The sequence below is a fragment of the Pseudomonas sp. HS6 genome, assembly GCF_023375815.1.
Taxonomy (GTDB): Bacteria; Pseudomonadota; Gammaproteobacteria; order Pseudomonadales; family Pseudomonadaceae; genus Aquipseudomonas.
The window spans coordinates 5,215,965-5,233,790 of record NZ_CP067412.1 but is presented as its reverse complement, the minus strand read 5'-3'; the positions used below and the strand labels follow the sequence as shown (position 1 = coordinate 5,233,790).

General features: G+C 58.3%; 17 protein-coding genes and 1 tRNA gene. 6 read left to right on the top strand and 12 right to left on the bottom strand.

The features are described from left to right. Window position 1 precedes the first annotated feature (1 nt). The 4 genes from JJN09_RS23705 to JJN09_RS23690 form a co-directional block, all read right to left on the bottom strand. Window positions 2–979, bottom strand: coding sequence for an ABC transporter permease (locus JJN09_RS23705; RefSeq protein WP_025111208.1), 978 nt, complete (start codon window positions 977–979; stop codon window positions 2–4). Next, window positions 976–2,529: a sugar ABC transporter ATP-binding protein gene (locus JJN09_RS23700; protein ID WP_249484005.1), complete on the bottom strand. Its 1,554-nt coding sequence runs from the start codon at window positions 2,527–2,529 to the stop codon at window positions 976–978. The genes JJN09_RS23705 and JJN09_RS23700 overlap by 4 nt, the downstream gene beginning before the upstream one ends. A gap of 55 nt (window positions 2,530–2,584) precedes the next feature. After that, a complete protein-coding gene (locus tag JJN09_RS23695) occupies window positions 2,585–3,544 on the bottom strand; it encodes a sugar ABC transporter substrate-binding protein (protein ID WP_249484004.1) in 960 nt (319 codons plus the stop codon). A 201-nt stretch (window positions 3,545–3,745) separates the two neighbouring features. After that, a complete protein-coding gene (locus JJN09_RS23690; RefSeq protein WP_249490842.1) occupies window positions 3,746–4,198 on the bottom strand; it encodes a hypothetical protein in 453 nt (150 codons plus the stop codon). A 347-nt stretch (window positions 4,199–4,545) separates the two neighbouring features. Here JJN09_RS23690 and JJN09_RS23685 point away from each other — a divergent pair, with 347 nt between their 5' ends. The 3 genes from JJN09_RS23685 (at window position 4,546) to JJN09_RS23675 (ending at window position 6,798) form a co-directional block, all read left to right on the top strand. Beyond that, on the top strand, window positions 4,546–5,634 hold the full coding sequence (locus JJN09_RS23685; RefSeq protein WP_249484003.1) for an asparaginase: 1,089 nt from the start codon (window positions 4,546–4,548) through the stop codon (window positions 5,632–5,634). A gap of 179 nt (window positions 5,635–5,813) precedes the next feature. After that, window positions 5,814–6,104, top strand: a complete 291-nt coding sequence (locus JJN09_RS23680; RefSeq protein WP_096821268.1) for a DUF1654 domain-containing protein — start codon at window positions 5,814–5,816, stop codon at window positions 6,102–6,104. Window positions 6,105–6,108: 4 nt separating this feature from the next. Then, window positions 6,109–6,798 (top strand): endonuclease, encoded by a 690-nt coding sequence (locus tag JJN09_RS23675; RefSeq protein ID WP_249484002.1) that lies wholly within the window; start codon window positions 6,109–6,111, stop codon window positions 6,796–6,798. A 53-nt stretch (window positions 6,799–6,851) separates the two neighbouring features. Here the strand turns inward: JJN09_RS23675 and JJN09_RS23670 are convergent, their stop codons facing one another. After that, entirely contained in the window at window positions 6,852–7,763 is a 912-nt protein-coding gene (locus JJN09_RS23670; RefSeq protein WP_249484001.1) for a siderophore-interacting protein, read from the bottom strand. A gap of 87 nt (window positions 7,764–7,850) precedes the next feature. After that, entirely contained in the window at window positions 7,851–8,219 is a 369-nt protein-coding gene (locus JJN09_RS23665; RefSeq protein WP_249484000.1) for an SPOR domain-containing protein, read from the bottom strand. Window positions 8,220–8,469: 250 nt separating this feature from the next. Here JJN09_RS23665 and csrA point away from each other — a divergent pair, with 250 nt between their 5' ends. Continuing rightward, a complete protein-coding gene (gene csrA / locus JJN09_RS23660; RefSeq protein ID WP_003179932.1) occupies window positions 8,470–8,664 on the top strand; it encodes a carbon storage regulator CsrA in 195 nt (64 codons plus the stop codon). A gap of 214 nt (window positions 8,665–8,878) precedes the next feature. On the opposite strand, the gene JJN09_RS23655 is transcribed toward csrA, so the two are convergent. Next, window positions 8,879–9,334, bottom strand: a complete 456-nt coding sequence (locus JJN09_RS23655) for a DUF2214 family protein (RefSeq protein ID WP_249483999.1) — start codon at window positions 9,332–9,334, stop codon at window positions 8,879–8,881. Between the two features lie 444 nt (window positions 9,335–9,778). Here JJN09_RS23655 and JJN09_RS23650 point away from each other — a divergent pair, with 444 nt between their 5' ends. Beyond that, on the top strand, window positions 9,779–10,072 hold the full coding sequence (locus JJN09_RS23650; RefSeq protein ID WP_249483998.1) for a hypothetical protein: 294 nt from the start codon (window positions 9,779–9,781) through the stop codon (window positions 10,070–10,072). 274 nt (window positions 10,073–10,346) lie between these two features. Here the strand turns inward: JJN09_RS23650 and JJN09_RS23645 are convergent. Continuing rightward, window positions 10,347–10,423 (bottom strand) — tRNA-Val (locus tag JJN09_RS23645). 184 nt (window positions 10,424–10,607) lie between these two features. Between JJN09_RS23645 and JJN09_RS23640 the strand changes: the two genes are divergently transcribed. Beyond that, the gene (locus JJN09_RS23640) at window positions 10,608–11,891 is read left to right on the top strand and encodes an FAD-binding oxidoreductase (RefSeq protein ID WP_249483997.1); all 1,284 of its coding nucleotides are present in this window, start codon (window positions 10,608–10,610) and stop codon (window positions 11,889–11,891) included. A 51-nt stretch (window positions 11,892–11,942) separates the two neighbouring features. Here the strand turns inward: JJN09_RS23640 and JJN09_RS23635 are convergent, their stop codons facing one another. The 4 genes from JJN09_RS23635 to JJN09_RS23620 are packed head-to-tail and all read right to left on the bottom strand — an operon-like array spanning window position 11,943 to window position 17,518. Then, window positions 11,943–12,914, bottom strand: coding sequence for an XdhC family protein (locus JJN09_RS23635; RefSeq protein WP_249483996.1), 972 nt, complete (start codon window positions 12,912–12,914; stop codon window positions 11,943–11,945). 2 nt (window positions 12,915–12,916) lie between these two features. Continuing rightward, window positions 12,917–14,152, bottom strand: a complete 1,236-nt coding sequence (locus tag JJN09_RS23630) for a cytochrome c (protein WP_249483995.1) — start codon at window positions 14,150–14,152, stop codon at window positions 12,917–12,919. Window positions 14,153–14,154: 2 nt separating this feature from the next. Beyond that, window positions 14,155–14,694 (bottom strand): (2Fe-2S)-binding protein, encoded by a 540-nt coding sequence (locus tag JJN09_RS23625; protein WP_249483994.1) that lies wholly within the window; start codon window positions 14,692–14,694, stop codon window positions 14,155–14,157. Then, window positions 14,687–17,518 carry a xanthine dehydrogenase family protein molybdopterin-binding subunit gene (locus JJN09_RS23620; protein ID WP_249483993.1) on the bottom strand — a complete coding sequence of 944 codons (2,832 nt, stop codon included), beginning with the start codon at window positions 17,516–17,518 and terminating at the stop codon, window positions 14,687–14,689. The genes JJN09_RS23625 and JJN09_RS23620 overlap by 8 nt, the downstream gene beginning before the upstream one ends. Window positions 17,519–17,826 lie beyond the last annotated feature (308 nt).

Below are 17,826 nucleotides of genomic sequence, written 5' to 3'. Positions count from 1 at the left end.
CTCAGCCCCGCCGGCTTGCGCGTTGACTACGATACGTATCGAGCACTACCGCGATGACGATCACTGCGCCGGTGATGATGCGCTTGGTCGGCTCGGTTGCACCGATCTGCGCCAGACCGGCCGCCAGCACGGAGATGATCAATACGCCGAAGAATGTACTGATAACCGAACCACGGCCGCCCATCAGACTGGTGCCGCCGATCACAACGGCAGCGATGACTTGCAGTTCAAGGCCTGAGCCGGCGTTTGGATCGGCAGCTTCCAGGCGGGAAATCTGGAAAAGCGCCGCGATGCCCGCCAGCAGGCCCATCAGACTGAACACCAATATCTTGTAGGGCTTGGGGTTGATGCCCGCCAGCCGCACCGCTTCTTCATTTGTACCGATACCGATCAGGTAGCGACCGAACACGGTTCGGGTCAACACCGCCTGAGCAATGAAGATCACCAGCAAGGCAATGATGAACGATGGTGAAATGCCGAAAGCGATCGGGTTCGACAGCCACGCAAATGAATCGCCGATGTAGGCCGTACGCGAACCGGTCATCTGATAGGCCAGCCCCCTGGCCATTTCCAGCACACCGAGCGAAACGATGAACGACGGAATTCGCCAGGCAACCGTGATCGAGCCGGTCACCGTTCCGGCCAGTGCCGCCACTGCCATGCCCAGCAGCGCAGCCGGCAAGACACTCCAGCCCCAGCCCAGAATCGCCACGCTGACGGTCGACGCCGCAAGCGCCAGCACCGACCCCACCGACAGGTCGATCCCGCCGATGATCAGCACGAAGGTCATGCCCACCGCCAACACCATCAGGTCGGGGATCTGGTTGGCCAGGGTGCTGAAGGTGTTGTACGACAGGAAATGGCTGCTCATGACCGAGAACAGCGCGACCATCGCCAGCAAGGCACCGGCCAGGCCCAGGTAAGTACCCAGGCCGTAGAAGTTGCCACTACGTTTACCGGCAGAAGATGCAGTTTTCATGGGAGATCCCTAGGCGCTGCTTCGTTGAGCAACGCATCACGTTTTTGGTAGCCGGCGAACGCGGCGGCAAGCAAGTCATCCTGAGTCCAGCTGTCACGCTCGAACGTGTCGATCAGACGCCCCGCCGACAGCACTCCAATGCGGTCACAGATCAGCATCAACTCGCGCAGGTCACTGGAGACCACCACCAGCGCCTTGCCCTGCCGGGTCAGTTCGCCGAGCAGGTTATAAATGTCGAACTTGGCACCGACGTCGATACCGCGGGTTGGCTCATCGAACAGCAACACCGAACAGTCGCGCTCCAGCCAGCGGCCGATCACCACTTTCTGCTGGTTGCCGCCGGACAATTCGGATACCAGTTGAGTGGGGCTGGAACTGCGGATGCGCATGGCATCGATCTGCCGTTTGGCCAAGGAGATTTCGTCGCCATTATTGACAAAACCGCCACTGGAAATTTCCGGCATATTGCCCAAGGCAATGTTGGCGCTGATCGACTGACTCAGCAGCAGGCCTTCACCCTTTCGGTCTTCAGTGATCAGAGCAATGCCATTACGCACAGCGTCAACCGGCGAGCGGATGCTCACCACCTGTGCCGGCGAACCGAGGGCAACGCTACCGCTGTCGGCGAGATCGGCACCGAAGATCAGGCGCAACAGCTCCGTGCGCCCTGCCCCGATCAATCCGGAAATGCCGAAAATCTCACCGGCACGCACTTCGAAGGACACATCGCGTACCTTGTCGGAGCGAGTGAGCCCTTTGATCGTCAGCGCAGGAGCACCGATATTGCGCGGCCCCATGTCCATGTGTTCGCCCAACTCGCGACCGACCATCAAAGTAACCAGTTGCTCGCTGTTGTAGTTGGCCATCGGCTCGACGCAAACAAGATTGCCGTCACGCAGTACGGCGATGCGCTGTGCGACTCGGGCCAGCTCTTCAAGACGGTGGGAGATATAGATGATTGCAACGCCGCGCGCCTGCAGCCGGGTGATCTGCTCAAAGAGCATTTCGACTTCGCGAGCGGTGAGCATCGCGGTCGGCTCGTCGAGGATCAGCACATGGCAATCGCCGATCAGGTTGCGCGCAATCTCGACCATTTGCTGGTGACCGATGCCCAGCTCGCCGACCAGTGTATCCGGGTCGATGGCATCCAGGCCGACCTGAGCCATGGCCTCAATGGCAGCCTTGCGCAGTTGCTTGCGACTGATCCAGCCGCCGTTGCTCGGCAGGTTGTCGAGAAACAGGTTTTCCGCCACCGAAAGGGTCGGCAGCAGATTGAGTTCTTGCATGACCATGCGCACGCCAAGCTCTTCGGCCTGAGTGCGACTGCCGGGGCGATATTCCTTGCCCTGGAACTGCATCTGCCCGGTGGTCGGGGTTACCAGGCCACCAATGATCTTCGACAGGGTACTTTTACCGGCACCGTTCTCGCCGGTCAGCGCCAGCACTTCACCGCGCATCAGCGTCAAGTCGATGCCGGTGAGTACCGGCTGCGCATAGGTCTTACCGATACCGCTGACCGAGAGGACAGCGTTCGGGGCGGAAACTGACATAAAAACTCTCCATGCGCTCGCCCGGACGGACGAGCGCCATTGTGTCGCCGAAGGACTACTTCTTGGTGACCAGCTCGACCGGGGTTTCGATGACGCCGTTGGCGCCACTGTCGACTTTCTCGCCCTTGATGATTTTCAGCGCGGTCTCGATGCCGAACACGGCCTGTTTGGCGGCGAACTGATCGGCGGTTGCCAGCACACGACCATCCTGCAGCATCGGTTTGATGGCGTTGATGTTGTCGTAGCCGACCACCTGTACCTTGCCCGCCTTGCCCGCTGCACGTACTGCGGAAACGGCGCCGAGAGCCATGTTGTCGTTACCGGCCAACAATGCCTTGACGTCTGGGTATTCGCTGAGGATAGCGGCCGCGACCTTGTTGCCACCGTCCATTTCCCACTGACCGGATTGCAGCGAGACGACCTTGATATTCGCCGACTCCATCGCATCCTTGAAGCCCGCGGTTCGTGCTTGCGCGTTGGTGGTGGTGGACACGCCTTCGATGATGCCGACTTCGTCACCGGCCTTCAGCTGTTTGGCGAGGTACTCGCCAACCAGACGCGCACCCTTACGGTTATCCGGGCCTACGAATGGCACGCTGATGTTTTTGCTTTTGATGATTTCTGGATCGAGCTGGTTGTCGATGTTGATCACGGTGATACCGGCATCGACGGCTTTCTTGATCACCGGCACCATGGCCTTGGAGTCAGAAGGCGCGATGACCAGTGCATTGACCTTCGCCAGAATCATCTGCTCGACGATCCGGGTCTGACCCGCCGTGTCGGTTTCGTCCTTGATGCCGTTTGAGATCAGGTCGAAATCGGCGGAGTGTTCTTTCTGATAAGCCTTGGCGCCGTCTTCCATGGTGAGGAAGAATTCGTTGGCCAGGGACTTCATGACCAGTGCGACTTTTGGTTTTTCCGGGGATTCGGCGAAAGCCGAAGAGACAGGCAGTGCGGCGGATGCGGCGGCCAACATGGCGACAGCGAGAACACGTCCAGCGAATGGCAGCTTCATGGGTTCACTCCGATCTTATGATTATTGTGAGCAACGCTTGCGCTGGCGTAAGCTTCGCTGCGTTCCACAACGAGTTCAACTCATCGCGAAGGCCGCGCAAACGTTTGCGTAGACCGAACTATGCGAATCACGCCGACATTTGTCAACAATCAGAATCGGTATCGTATTGGAGGGCGAATCCGCGAATTCACCCTTGAGTGCTCAGGCCGTAGTGTTGACCACGTTACCGGCGGAAGAACCCTTCGACATTTCCTTGACCAGCGCAGCCGAGACTTCCAGCAGCGCACCGCTGGTTTGAGCGATCTGCCCCTGGATGGACATCACCGCTTGCGACTTGGCTTCGGGCGTTGGATAACTCGCAGCTTGCGCGGCAGCCAGTTGCTGTTGCTGCTCCTGAAGCTGCTTCTGCAATTCCTGCATCCGCTTCAGCAGCGTCTTGATAGTGACGCTCAGATTGTCACCGCCGTCAGCCTCGCTTGCGCTTGCTTCCTGGGCAGGACCACCGGTTCTGACCTGATTGGTTTCAACCTTCTCGGTACCCAGTGCCTCGGCGGATGCGTCGGCTTCAGCGTCACTCATTGCATTGATCGTCGCTGCAGTTTTGCCGCCGATCGTGACCGAACCGGGGTTTGAAAAACCGATCGTCAGTGACATGTGAACTCCCTCAATTCCATTTCCTTCAACACCCATCGGCCTGTAAGAAACTTTCTTTAGCAGAGAATCCAAATCCGACAACCTTACTTGTCCTGCAAAAGACGTAGTCCCTTTCGGAGAGCCGAACAGGAAAGCCTCCAATGTTCGGAATACCGGATCAACGCTTCAGCCCAGCGCTCGCCCATTCATAAAATATTGATATAAATCATCAAGTTAAACATTTCTCTAAAGCAAAGTACGGCTGGTACAGATCCTGCTCCCTTCCTGCACCCCTGGCATTCAGATCGGCCCGGGGCGCATCTAGATGAACCTGCACCAGCACCGTCTCACTACTAGAGAGAAAAATAATGAAATCTGCTTTCAACACATTGGTTCCGGGCGCTTTGGCCCTGTTGCTGCTCCTGCCCTCCGCACTTCAGGCAAAAGAAGTCGAAACCCAGACCAAATTGGCCAACGTGGTGGTCCTTGCCACCGGCGGCACCATTGCCGGCGCTGGCGCCAGTGCGGCCAACAGCGCCACCTATCAGGCCGCCAAGGTTGGCATCGAACAATTGATCGCCGGCATCCCTGAGCTGAGCAAACTGGCGAATGTGCGTGGCGAGCAAGTCATGCAGATCGCGTCGGAAAGCATCACCAATGAAAACCTGCTGCAACTGGGTCGCCGCGTATCTGAACTGGCTGAAAGCAAAGACGTCGATGGCATTGTCATCACCCACGGCACCGACACTTTGGAAGAAACCGCCTACTTCCTGAACCTGGTGGAGAAAACCGACAAGCCGATCATCGTTGTCGGCTCGATGCGTCCAGGCACTGCCATGTCGGCGGACGGCATGCTCAACCTGTACAACGCAGTCGCCGTCGCCAGCAGCAAAGAAGCCCACGGCAAGGGCGTGCTGGTGACCATGAACGATGAAATCCAGTCCGGCCGCGATGTCAGCAAAATGATCAACATCAAGACCGAAGCGTTCAAGAGCCCATGGGGCCCGCTGGGCATGGTGGTTGAAGGCAAATCCTACTGGTTCCGCCTGCCAGCCAAGCGCCACACCATGGATTCGGAATTTGATATCAAGAACATCAAAAGCCTCCCCGACGTAGAAATCGCCTATTCCTATGGCAACGTCGGCGACACCGCCTACAAAGCCCTGGCCCAGTCCGGTGCCAAAGCCATCATCCACGCCGGCACCGGCAACGGTTCGGTATCTTCCCGCGTCGTCCCGGCCCTGCAGGCCTTGCGCAAGGATGGCGTTCAAATCATTCGCTCTTCCCACGTCAATGCCGGCGGCTTCGTTCTGCGTAACGCCGAACAGCCTGACGACAAGTACGACTGGGTCGTGGCTCACGACCTGAACCCGCAGAAGGCCCGCATCCTGGCGATGGTCGCCCTGACCAAAACCAACGACAGCAAAGAGCTGCAACGGATGTTCTGGGAGTACTGATTCACCCTCGCCCGGTCTCATCGCGACCGGGCACCTGCCTCACCACTCGCCGACCTGGCGAGTGGTGCAATTACCTACACCGCCCTCGCACCTTTCCTGCACAAATATTTCGGATGAGCCACATCAAAACCGGAAAACCGCTGTCAGAGGATTTTCTTGATTTTTAAGCAGTTGCGAAAATGCTTACAGTTAAATACTGTATGCACGTACAGCTTAATAAGGATAACCTCGTGGCCACTTCCTCTGATGCTCCCGATGCCTACGAACGCATGGGCATGCGCGTTCAAAAGATCATCAACTCCCCCACCGCACAAAAAGCCAAAGCCGCTCTGATCTTCCGTCTTCCGGACGAACCGATGGATGAGTGGGAGCGCCTGCTGGAAGAAATCGACGAGAACGACAACGTCACCCTCGCCTATCGAGACGATGGTGGCGTGCAGATTTTCTGGGTTGTACCGAAGGAAGATTGACTCAATGATTGTCCGTTTGTTTGCTTTGCTTTTGCTGTTCATTTCCCTGGGCGCCCAGGCCGGCGCGCCCCGCACGTTCACCGAGGCCAAGAAGGTCGCCTGGAAGCTGTACGCCCCACAATCCACCGAGTTTTATTGCGGGTGCAAATACACGGGCAACAAGGTCGACCTGGCAGCTTGCGGTTATATACCGCGTAAAAATGCCAAGCGCGCCTCCCGCATTGAATGGGAACATATTGTTCCGGCCTGGGAGTTTGGCCATCAGCGCCAGTGCTGGCAGGAAGGCGGACGCAAGAATTGCACGCGCTATGACCCGAGCTACCAGAAAGCCGAAGCCGACCTGCACAACCTGGTACCCAGCATCGGCGAGGTCAATGGTGATCGCAGCAACTTCAGTTACGGTTGGCTACCGGTCGAAAAGGGCCAATATGGCTCCTGCCTGACCCAGGTCGACTTCAAGGCGAAGAAGGTCATGCCCCGCCCTTCGATTCGCGGCATGATCGCCCGCACCTATTTCTACATGAGCAAGCAATACGGTTTGCGGCTGTCGAAGCAGGATCGCCAATTGTATGAAGCGTGGGACAAGACGTACCCGGTGCAAGACTGGGAGCGCCAGCGCAATCAGAGCGTGGCGTGCGTGATGGGTCGCGGCAACGAGTTTGTCGGACCGGTGAACATGAAAGCCTGCGGCTGATCGTTCGCGCAAAAAAAGGGCCTCGCGCTTCAAGCTCGAGGCCTTTTTTGTGGTTAGCTGCCGGGTTTGTTGTAACGCCAGTAGCCCATCAGATTGAGTGATTCGCGAGGAATACCGCGCTCCTTGATCAGGTATTTGCGCAAATTCATGACAGCAGCGGATTCACCAGCGACCCAGCCATAGAAACCGTCAGTGGCGGATTCGGCGATTTCCCAGAGAATCTCCTGATCGATATCGACGTCGGCCAGCTCTATCGCCTGATTGACCGTCGATGCATCCACAGGTAGCGCAGCCTTTCGCACCGCCTCTACCATCAGCGTCCCGGCAACTGTCGCCCCCGCCTGCTCCCGAATCAGCCACTGCACCGAAAGGCCCGGCCAGTCCGGGACCGCAAGCATATCCTGCGAACTGTCGACCTCAAAGAAGGCTTGAGTCTGGGGTGGTTCTGCAAGTGCCGCCAGCCCATCGAGTATGCCCATCGCGGCGGGCAGTGCCGTTGAGTCGGCGACTAGCAAAAGCTGCTGAAGGGTTTGCGGAGGCTTCCATTCAAAGCCTCCGGCCTCTTCAGCCGAAAATCGGCTATCAGGCGCCAGGATTTGCATCGACTCGCCCGGCTGCGCCCGAAGAGCCCAGCGAGAAGCTGGCCCGGTTTCGCCATGCAGTACAAAGTCGATGTCGACTTCGCCCTGGCCGGCACGCAAGTGACGAATGGTGTAGGTGCGCATCGCCGGGCGTCGATCTGCCAGCATTGAGCGGAAACGAGCGTACCACCCCTCACCCTGAGAGAGCCTGGCTGGCGAACCGTCTGCGGACGGAAAAAACAGTTTGACGCGCTGATCAGGCGCCCAGGTTGCCATCTCGTTAACAGCCGGGCTGGCGAGCGTAATCCGCATGAGATGCGGGCTCAGCTGATGTTTGTGACGTAAAACGACGTCGAACAACTTGTAGGGGTTGGCGGAGGCCATGCGGAGCTCCTTCTGAGAATCTTCAGTGACTCCTGTAAAAACGAATCACGCCGGACACCCTTTAGTTAGCTCCGCTGAAAGGAATGTTTACTGTGCTGCGGTACGTTCGATCACCAGCGTCTCGATGTTCTGCTTTTTCGCCTTGATCAGCGCCGCATTCACATCAGCCTGTTTGGCTTCGGCTTCGGCTTTGGAATTGAATGGCCCCAGCAGGATCCGGGTCTTTCCGCTGGCGTCCTTGATGACATTGGCGATAAACGCATGCTCGATCAACCACCCGCTAAGGTCACTGACAGCCTGAGGCGTTTCGCCGCGCACCTCCAGATCCCACAGCGGTCCGGACACGGCTGCCGGCGCTGCCACCGCTACCGATTTTGGCTTTTGCGCATCCACGCTCTTGCCCTCACCACATCCTGCCAATGCCAGTGCCGCGACTACCCAGACCAATTTGCGCACAACGCTTCCCTCTGAATTCTCGAAATGGGGATCTTAACATTCACGAATACTTTCAGAGCCCCGCAAAATGGGCACAAAACAACGAGATTGATGATTGCGGCACCTGTATAGTTACGCGCTGGGAATTAATGCCGCATCTGCGCGTCAGAAAGAGGCACCCAAACCGTGAGACTTCGCACTAATCTATACGTACCACCGACCTCTGCACTGTCTGAATCAGGTGCCCTACAAAGCAATCAAGGAGAAGACCATGCTGATACTCACCCGCAAAGTCGGTGAAAGCATAAACATTGGTGATGACATTACGATCACCATCCTCGGCGTAAGCGGCCAACAGGTTCGCATCGGCATCAACGCGCCAAAGAACGTCGCCGTACACCGTGAAGAGATTTACCAGCGCATTCAGGCTGGCCTGACCGCACCGGACAAGCCACAAACACCCTGAGCCCTGCCGCAGTCAGTAGCCAGTCCGTTCACCTTCGCGTAATGACTGGCTAAAGATCCGAGCGCCGTATTGCCATCCCCCACCTCATTGGTGACGGCGCAGGTTATTTCCCCTCCTGCTGCAACTCCCTCCCCTTCCTCGCAATCGATACTAACCATCATTTCAGTGGCTGGCTGTCGGACGTTTCCGAATAAAAGCAGGGAATGGCGCCCAACTAGCCGAACGTCACCCCACGCGCCATTCCGGTGGCTGCTATCACCATCAGAACCAGCAACAGCGCTTCGGCGTGACTGATTCGTGCAAACACTTTGGCCCGCCCAATGTCGAGGGGAGTCCCGCGCGCCTGACCGACGCGCCATTTGATCAATGTAATCATCGGCGCGAGTTCCAGAAGCAGAATCAGCACAAATAGCGTCATCTTCAAATGGAACAGCGGCTGATGTAGATAGTAATCGGCGCCCTTCTCATAACCGCCAAAAGCTCGCATGCCACCCGTGACCAGCAGCACCAGCGCAGATATCCCCCACAGGTTGTCAGCGAGCAGAACTCGCCGAACATCACCAGCCCCGGCAGCCAGTCGGCTGAATGCCGTTCCGCGCGTCAACACGGCCCAGAAACCCAGGGCAAATGCCAGCAGATGGACAGCAGCAAGAAACCAATGAACCAGCATCGATGAACCCCCGCCAGACTGAAATGGAAATCGGCCAGACAGTAGTAGTCGAAAACGTGTGAACTTGCCCGATGCAGCACCAGAAAGGCACGCAGGTTGAGAGAGTCGGTAGGACGGAAGTTTGGAGGAGAGGCAAATCGCAGGCAAAAAAAATCCCAAGCAGCTGATGGGAGCTTGGGATTTAAAAATGCATAAACCGTGGTGGTGAACGCGGGGCGGATATTACTGATTTTTTCAGTATGTAACAACGTATTTTTGATAACCGGTTGGTTAAATAAAATCGTAAGCCGTTAAATATCCACACTATTTTTATGGTCGTAGAGATTTCGAAGATCAAAAAATCACTTGCAGGAAGCTACTCTCATCAGAATCAGATAAGTCCTACATACTCATCAGGCGATCTGGCTTAAAACGCCCGAATTCTTATTTCTAATGGAGTTTCGGGTGACTAAACCATTCGATGGCTTGAACAGTAAGGCCGCAATCACTACGCCCCACACGCAACGATATGCCAGGAGGCTAGGCAGAGCTCTGAAAATGCTTATGGGGCTGGAAAGCGCCACACCGCGCGCAGTGCCTGTTCGCCTGTATCGGGAAGAATTTGAACACAGCCTGAAAAGACTAAACGGCTTGATGAGCCTCCCTCGATTGCCGAGTGGTGAATATGCCGATCCACACACCCAAGCGTCATGGCTTCAATGGAAAAGAGACGAACAGCAAAAAGATTTCAAGTCGTAACTCCGAGCCCAAAAACGCGAAGACGAATCTGATTCGAACTGCACAACTGAGCCGCACGACTCCGACCAGGATTCAGCCGGCTCAAACGGTTCGAAAGATACAAAAAAAATGAGTCGATGCGGTGACGGCACTACCGCCCAGAGATGCCCAAGCCCGAACGACGAGCTTTGCAGAACTCAGGTTATGAAATGAGGGATGTAAAAATCGCAGACAACAAAAAAGGGCCCACCTTTCGGTGAGCCCTTCTAGACCGCCCAGCAGAGCGGATTTTGTTTGGTAGGCGCGATTGGACTCGAACCAACGACCCCCACCATGTCAAGGTGGTGCTCTAACCAACTGAGCTACGTGCCTGCTGTGAGGCGGCATTCTACGGAATTCCGGAGGGGTGTCAACACCTTTTTTTCACCTAACCCTATGAATATGCAAAATATTTAATTTCGACCCGCCGCAAGAAGATTTCCCGGTGGCTGGCGGAGGTTTTTCAACTCGGGTAGGATCGTCGCACTCGTAAAATATATTAAACAGAGGCTGCAGGATGGCGAACACCCCTTACCCAGAGTCTTATTACGCGGCGTCGGCCAACGCCGTACCACCACGCCCTGCCCTGCAGGATGACGTGGAGACGGATGTCTGTGTGATTGGCGCTGGTTATACGGGACTTTCCTCGGCCCTGTTCCTGCTGGAAAACGGTTTTCGTGTGACCGTGCTGGAAGCCGCCAAAGTCGGTTTCGGTGCTTCTGGGCGCAACGGCGGGCAAATCGTCAACAGCTACAGTCGTGACATCGATGTGATCGAGCGCAGCGTCGGCCCGAAGCAGGCTCAATTGCTCGGGCAGATGGCATTCGAGGGCGGCCGGATCATTCGTGATCGCGTCAGCAGGTACAACATCCAGTGCGACCTGAAGGACGGCGGTGTATTCGCTGCAATCACCGCGAAGCAGATGGGTCACCTGGAAGCGCAGAAACGCCTGTGGGAGCGTTTCGGGCACACACAGCTTGAACTGCTCGATGAACGGCGCATCCGCGAAGTGGTGGCCTGCGATCAATACGTCGGTGGCATGCTCGATATGAGCGGCGGCCATATTCACCCGCTTAACCTGGCGCTGGGCGAAGCCGCCGCCGTGGAATCCCTGGGTGGCACTATCTATGAGCAGTCGCCCGCAGTGCGCATAGAACGCGGCGCCAACCCGGTCGTGCATACGCCGCAGGGCAAGGTCAGGGCCAAATTCATCATCGTTGCCGGTAACGCCTACCTTGGCAATCTGGTGCCGGAACTGGCAGCCAAATCGATGCCCTGCGGCACTCAGGTCATTACTACTGAACCCCTCGGCGATGAACTGGCCAAAACCCTGCTACCGCAGGATTACTGCGTCGAAGACTGCAATTACTTGCTCGACTACTACCGTCTCACCGGCGACAAACGCCTGATTTTCGGCGGCGGCGTGGTGTATGGCGCGCGGGATCCGGCGAATATCGAGGCGATCATCCGCCCGAAAATGCTCAAGGCTTTCCCACAACTCAAGGATGTGAAGATCGACTACGCCTGGACCGGCAATTTCCTGCTGACCCTGTCGCGCCTGCCTCAGGTCGGGCGCCTGGGCGACAACATCTATTACTCCCAGGGTTGCAGCGGCCATGGTGTTACGTACACGCACCTGGCCGGCAAGGTATTGGCCGAAGCACTGCGAGGCCAGGCCGAGCGCTTCGATGCGTTTGCCGATCTGCCGCACTATCCATTCCCCGGCGGGCAATTGCTGCGCACGCCGTTTGCCGCACTGGGCGCCTGGTACTACGGACTGCGCGACAAGCTCGGTTTCTAACGCGCAAAAAAAGGGCCGCTGAAAAGCGGCCCTTTTTACATCCAGCACGAACTACAGCTGATCCCGCGCAATCCCGCTGCGAATCCGCAGGATATCCGCCAGCACCGCCAAGGCAATTTCCGATGGGGTCTTGCTGCCGAGGTTAAGTCCGATCGGCGCATGGATCCGCGCCAGCTCGCCCTCCCCCAGGCCGCCAATCCGACGTAAACGCTCGAAGCGCTTCTGCGACGTCTGCTGCGAGCCCATCACACCGATGTAGAAAGCCTCGGTGCGAACGGCCTCCATCATCGCCAGATCGTCGATACGCGGATCGTGGGTCAACGCCACCACCGCCGTATCACGGTGACAGCCGCCATCGGCGATGAACACCGACGGCAGTTGCCGGCGAATCTCCACACCATTGAGCACCACGCCCTCCAGCACCTCGTCACGCGGGTCGCAGAGAATCACTTCGAAGCCGAGACCGACCGCGAACTCCGCACACGCCTGCGCCACGCTGGAATAGCCGGCCAGCAACAAACGCTGGGCAGCCCCGATGCGGATCCGTACCCGATCGATTTCACGCTCGATCCGCGCACCTTGCTCGCGATCTGCAAACACGCTGCGCGCGCCAGTGGCTAGATCGACCTCGCGAATCAACCGGCGCTGACCCAACAACGCTGATTCGAGCTCACGCAGATGCGCCTGCACATCGCAGTCGGCGTCAAATTTCTCTACCAGTACATCGAGGATGCCACCACACGGCAGGCTGACCCGCGAACGAGGATCGTCACCTTCGCCATAACGCACGACATTGATCGCATCGAGAAACGCACCTTCAGCGACGCGCTCGAGAAAATCTTCCTCGACGCAACCACCGGACAGCGACCCGATCCACTGCCCGACGTCGTTCACCGCCAGCAGCGAACCTGGCGCGCGAGGCGCCGAGCCGTAGGTCGTCAGCACGGTGCAGAGCCAGATGCGCTGCCCCGCCGTCGACCATTCCAGTGCTCGCCGCACAACCTGCAGATCGAGATGCTGCATGATCAGTGCGCCTTGTGCTCGATGGACGGGGCGTCAACCTTGAGCTTCTGCACATCGCCCACCGCCAATTCAGCAGACTGACCACCCCAACCCTGACGCAGGTAGTTCAGCAGATCGGTCAGTTGTTCAGCGCTGAGCTTGTCGGCAAAACCGGGCATCGGCTGCATGTGTTCGAACCCGGCGAATTTCTGTTCGCCGATGCCGTCCTCGATCACTCGAACGAGATTGCGCGGATCTTCCAGACGCAGCGTGGTGTTGCCGCGCATGGCCACCGCGATGTGCGGTTTGCCTTCGCCACCGGCGGCGTGACAGCCAGCGCAGACGTTCAAGTATTCCTGACGGCCGCGTTGAGCGCTGGCACTGAGTTTTTCCACCGGCACGTCGGTCAGCTCTTTCGCCGCTGGCGGCTTGTCGCCGAGCAGGAAAGTCGCCATCGCCGCCAGATCCGGATCATTCAGGCCCTGGGTGCTGTTGTGGAACACCGGGAACATCTCGTTGAACATCGTGCCCTGGGCGCTCATGCCGTGCTTGAGGAACGTGCTCAGATCCTGATGGTTCCAGCCGCGCGCCGCCAGATCCGTCGCCAGCAGGCTCGGTGCCAGATAGCCGTTGAGGATGCCTCCGGTCAGTCGCTTGTCCAACTGCATCGCGCCCGGCAGGCCGCGTGGCGTATGGCATTCGCCGCAGTGACCAAGCACTTCGACCATGTACTGGCCGCGCTTCCAGGCATCACTTTTGCCTTCGGCAGGCTCCAGCTTCAAGGCTTTGCCGTACATCATGTTCCAGCCCATCAGGCCCGGACGCACGTTGAACGGGAAGCTCAGGCTCGTCACTGGTGCGGCGCGCTCGATTGGCTCGATGGTTTTCAGGTACGCGTGAATCGCATCCGAATCCGCACGCGGCATCAAGTGATACGAGGTGTACGGCATCGCCGGGTACAGGTTGGCGCCATCACGACGCTTGCCTTCAGTCAGCGCAGCGAAAAACTCGTCATCGTTGTACAGACCGATGCCGTGCTCCTTGCTCGGGGTGATGTTGGTGCCGTAGATCGTGCCGAACGGCGACACGATCGGCAGACCGCCGGCAAATGGTGCACCGCCGGGCGCCGTGTGGCAGGCCATGCAGTCGGCCGCGCGGGCGAGGTATTCGCCGCGCTTGACCTGATCATCCGCATGCGCCGCCAACACAGGCGCAGCCAGCCCGACCGCCAGGGTCAGGCGGGTCAGTAATCGCTTCATGCTTAACCCTCCTTGACCAGGCCGAGATCGGTCAGCACGTTGCGAGTGGCGTTGTAGTAACGCACGTACCCGGTGCAACGGCAGACATGATGGCCGAGGCTGTCCTCGATGACTTGTTCCAGTTTGCTTTTGACGATGGGCTGGCGTTGCAGCTTTTCCACCAGCACGGTCGCGGCATTGACGAAACCCGGTGCGCAGTAGCTGCACTGAAAGGCAAATTCATCGACGAAACGCTGCTGGATCGGGTTCAGCTCGGTCACCTGGCCTTGCTCGTCACGCTTGGCGTGGCCTTCGATGGTGCGGACTTTCTTGCCCTCGAAGTAATGCGCGCCAGTGATGCAGGTGCGCACTTCTTCGCTGGTGCCGTCCTGGTTGTCGACGATCACCACGCAGGCGTGGCAGATGCCCTGGCCGCAGCCCAGGCGCGAACCGGTCAGATTCTTGTATTCGTGCAGGTAGTCGATCATCGGCAGGTCATCAGGGATGTCCACCGGGCCGACGGTTTGACCGTTGAGGGTCAGTTGAAGCGGACGGTTAGCCATTGAGGGCCTCCTTGATGCGCGCAGCAGTGATTGGAAGATCGCGAACACGTTTACCGATGGCGTGCGCCACGGCGTTACCGATGGCGCCGACCACCGGGATCATCACCACTTCGGCGATGCCTTTGGACGGGTCGCTTGGCGACAGCGGTGGCAGGATTTCCGACGTCTGCTTCCACACCGCCACATGGCGCGCCATCGGCAGGCGATAACGGTTGAAGTTCCAGTCACCCTCCCCCGGCCCGCCTTCGTACAGCGGCATTTCTTCCATCAAGGCGTGACCGATGCCCATGGCGATACCGCCTTCGAGCTGGCCACGAACCAATTCCTCGACTAGCACCCGACCGCACTCCAGCCACGAGTGATGGTTGAGCACTTCGACTTCTGCCGAACCTTTGTTGACCTTCAACTCGACCAGCGTCGCCACCGGGCTGTAGTAAGTCACGGCGGCGTTGTTCAGTTGAACCACCGGATAGGCGATGTTCTGCCGATCCAGCAGATGGAAACCGTCGCTGGTCATCTGCGCTTTCTTGGCTTTCGGAGCGCCGTCGCCGTACTTCACGGCCAGACCGTCGAGCGGCAGACGCTCGCGCACGCCGTCGATGCTGTATTCGGCTTCTGCCCAGCTCCAGCGGTTGAAACCATGGACCGTGGCGGCGGTAACCAGACCGCGCTCGTGGGCGCGTTTGGCCAACTCTTCAAAGCTCAGCGGCTGCATGCCGTTGGCGGTCAGTTTGCCGTCGACCCAATGCGCATCTTCGCGACGCACCACGTAGGGGTTGGCCTGGCCGCCGTACGGGCCCTGACGCCAGATTTCCAGTGCCGCCGGCCACAGACCGTGATTGAACAGCACGCGTGCCGCTTCACGGGTGGCGTGGCTGAAGTAGTAGGCGGAGTTGGTCGCGGACGAAGCCGATGCCAGCTTGCCGACCCAGCGCGGGTTACGCAGGAAATTGTCCTGTTCGGCCTGGCTCATGATGTAAGGGTTGCCGGCAGTAACCAGCTGCATTTCCTTCCATTCTGTCTCGCCGGTCTTCACGTCGTGAGCCGGGCTGCCGAGGAAGTCAGCCACCACCAAAGCTTGCGAGGTGGACATGCCGGTGCCGATCTCAATACCGATATGACGCAAGGAAATGCGCCCGTCAGCGGTGAATTCGATGCTGGCCATCGGCGCCTCGGAACCGGTGCCGAAGTCTTTCTGGCAAATGGCGAAACCGACGCCGTACCAGTTGTCCGGATCCGCCGCTTCGCGCTGTTTCTTTATCGCGTCGCGGTTTTTCCAGACTTCGTGCAGTGAAGCCTTGTCGAGGATCTCGTGCAGGCGCAACGCACCGGCCGGAATCGCGCCCTGGGTGTTTTTCATCCCGGAACGCAGCGCATTCTTGCGACGCAGATCGATCGCATCGACACCGAGGCGGTCGGCGATTTCGTCGACCATCATTTCGGTGGAAGCCATGCTCTGCAACGTGCCGTAGCCGCGCATCGAACCAGCCTCAACTCCACGGGAGTGGTAAGCGGTAACTTGCAGGTCGTTTTGCGGCATGTAGTAGATCGACTGCGCCGCAGTGGCGCCAACGGCGGCCACCGACGGGCTGTAGTTGATCCGACCGCCACCATCGACGCTCATTTCGGCGCGGAAAATCTTGAAGCTGTGATCGGTCTTGTCCACCGCCAACTGGTAGCGGATGTCGAACGGGTGGCGCTTGATGCCGCTCTGGAACTGCTCGTAGCGGTCGTTGGCCAGGCGAATCGGCACACCTGCGCCGTACAACGCTGCCAAGGCTGCGTAGTAGACGAAAATGTTGTGGTCCTTGGAACCGTAACCGACGGTGTAGCCCGGGTGCATGTTCAAGTTGGCCAGGCCGAAGCGCGACGGCGAGATCATCTTCGCGGTCTCGGTTGCCGCTTCCAGCGGGCACTGAGTAGCGACGACAAAATGCAGCGTCTTGGTCGTAGGGTCGTACCAGCCGTTGCCGTTGTCCGGCTCCATCGCGGCGGGCTCGATCGACGGCGTTTTGTAGCGCTCGTCGAACACCAGCCAGTTGTCCGGCGGCGTGTCGATCTCTTTCTTCATGCGGTCGGCGTAGAACAGGCCGCGTTCGGTCAGGTTACCGTGCAGGTTCGGTTGGGAATTCCACACCGGGCGACGGTTTTTCAGCATCGGGAACAGGATCGAGTCCTTGAGGCTGGCGAATTCGTCTTCATCTGCCGAGGTCGGGCCGCCGACGCGCACGTAGCGGAAACTGCCATAGGGATCGCCTTCGTAGAACGGTACTTGCGCACCGTAACGAATCGCTTTGTCATTGAATTTGAGTTTGTTCTTGGCCTGACGGAAACGCTCGAAATCGTTCCAGATCAGGATCGCGACTGGGTGACCGATGAACATCGGCACTTTGCCTTCCGGCAGCAGAGGATCCGGGGCGTGCTCTTCCGGGAACACGATGCCGTCCTTGTCCAGGTCGGCAGCGGTGACGATGCGATCAGGCTGCAGATCGGCGCCGAGCCACGACAGGTCGTAGCCATCGTAGATTCGGTCGGCCTTGATGGTTTTCAGCAACATGGCGTGGCCTTGCTGCTGCGGCCAGCCCGGCATGTCCTTGGAACGGATGTCGCGGGCAAACACCTTGCTGCCGCAGACCTTGGACAAGGCATCGTTACGCTGACGTGCCTTGCCGTTGTTGCCGAGCCACTGCTCGGACGGCACGGTCACGCTATTTTCCATCAAGGCAGCCAGCGCCTGACTGCTGAGCGGCGTGAGCGTAACGCTCACACCCGCCACCAGCCCGCCCTGAAGGAACGAGCGCCGGGATATTTCACGGTTGGACATGGATCATCCTCTGGGCGGTTATGGATCCGCCCTTCTGGTTATCTACTGGGAATCTCGAGTCTTGCAGAAGCCCTTTTTGGCTAAACAAAGGGCATGATGACAGTGCAAAGCTGACCGAAAGGTTAACTTTAAAGGTTTCTGCGCTCGCAGCAAACAACCAGTTACAAAAATCTGACTAAAGAATCAAAAATCAATGCGGCATTGCATCGCAGTGACCCAAAGACGCAGGGGGATTGTCCGGCGGCATCGAACGAGCCGCAGCTCGCGTTCGTCGCTGCACAGCAGAGGAGGAATTTGGGAAAGGTCAA

Excerpts from the sequence above, each read along its gene's own strand:
- JJN09_RS23705 (WP_025111208.1), bottom strand. The coding sequence starts at position 979 with ATGAAAACTGCATCTTCTGCCGGTAAACGTAGTGGCAACTTCTACGGC.
- JJN09_RS23700 (WP_249484005.1), bottom strand. The coding sequence starts at position 2,529 with ATGTCAGTTTCCGCCCCGAACGCTGTCCTCTCGGTCAGCGGTATCGGT.
- JJN09_RS23695 (WP_249484004.1), bottom strand. The coding sequence starts at position 3,544 with ATGAAGCTGCCATTCGCTGGACGTGTTCTCGCTGTCGCCATGTTGGCC.
- JJN09_RS23690 (WP_249490842.1), bottom strand. The coding sequence starts at position 4,198 with ATGTCACTGACGATCGGTTTTTCAAACCCCGGTTCGGTCACGATCGGC.
- JJN09_RS23685 (WP_249484003.1), top strand. The coding sequence starts at position 4,546 with ATGAAATCTGCTTTCAACACATTGGTTCCGGGCGCTTTGGCCCTGTTG.
- JJN09_RS23680 (WP_096821268.1), top strand. The coding sequence starts at position 5,814 with ATGCTTACAGTTAAATACTGTATGCACGTACAGCTTAATAAGGATAAC.
- JJN09_RS23675 (WP_249484002.1), top strand. The coding sequence starts at position 6,109 with ATGATTGTCCGTTTGTTTGCTTTGCTTTTGCTGTTCATTTCCCTGGGC.
- JJN09_RS23670 (WP_249484001.1), bottom strand. The coding sequence starts at position 7,763 with ATGGCCTCCGCCAACCCCTACAAGTTGTTCGACGTCGTTTTACGTCAC.
- csrA (WP_003179932.1), top strand. The coding sequence starts at position 8,470 with ATGCTGATACTCACCCGCAAAGTCGGTGAAAGCATAAACATTGGTGAT.
- JJN09_RS23655 (WP_249483999.1), bottom strand. The coding sequence starts at position 9,334 with ATGCTGGTTCATTGGTTTCTTGCTGCTGTCCATCTGCTGGCATTTGCC.
- JJN09_RS23640 (WP_249483997.1), top strand. The coding sequence starts at position 10,608 with ATGGCGAACACCCCTTACCCAGAGTCTTATTACGCGGCGTCGGCCAAC.
- JJN09_RS23635 (WP_249483996.1), bottom strand. The coding sequence starts at position 12,914 with ATGCAGCATCTCGATCTGCAGGTTGTGCGGCGAGCACTGGAATGGTCG.
- JJN09_RS23630 (WP_249483995.1), bottom strand. The coding sequence starts at position 14,152 with ATGAAGCGATTACTGACCCGCCTGACCCTGGCGGTCGGGCTGGCTGCG.
- JJN09_RS23625 (WP_249483994.1), bottom strand. The coding sequence starts at position 14,694 with ATGGCTAACCGTCCGCTTCAACTGACCCTCAACGGTCAAACCGTCGGC.
- JJN09_RS23620 (WP_249483993.1), bottom strand. The coding sequence starts at position 17,518 with ATGTCCAACCGTGAAATATCCCGGCGCTCGTTCCTTCAGGGCGGGCTG.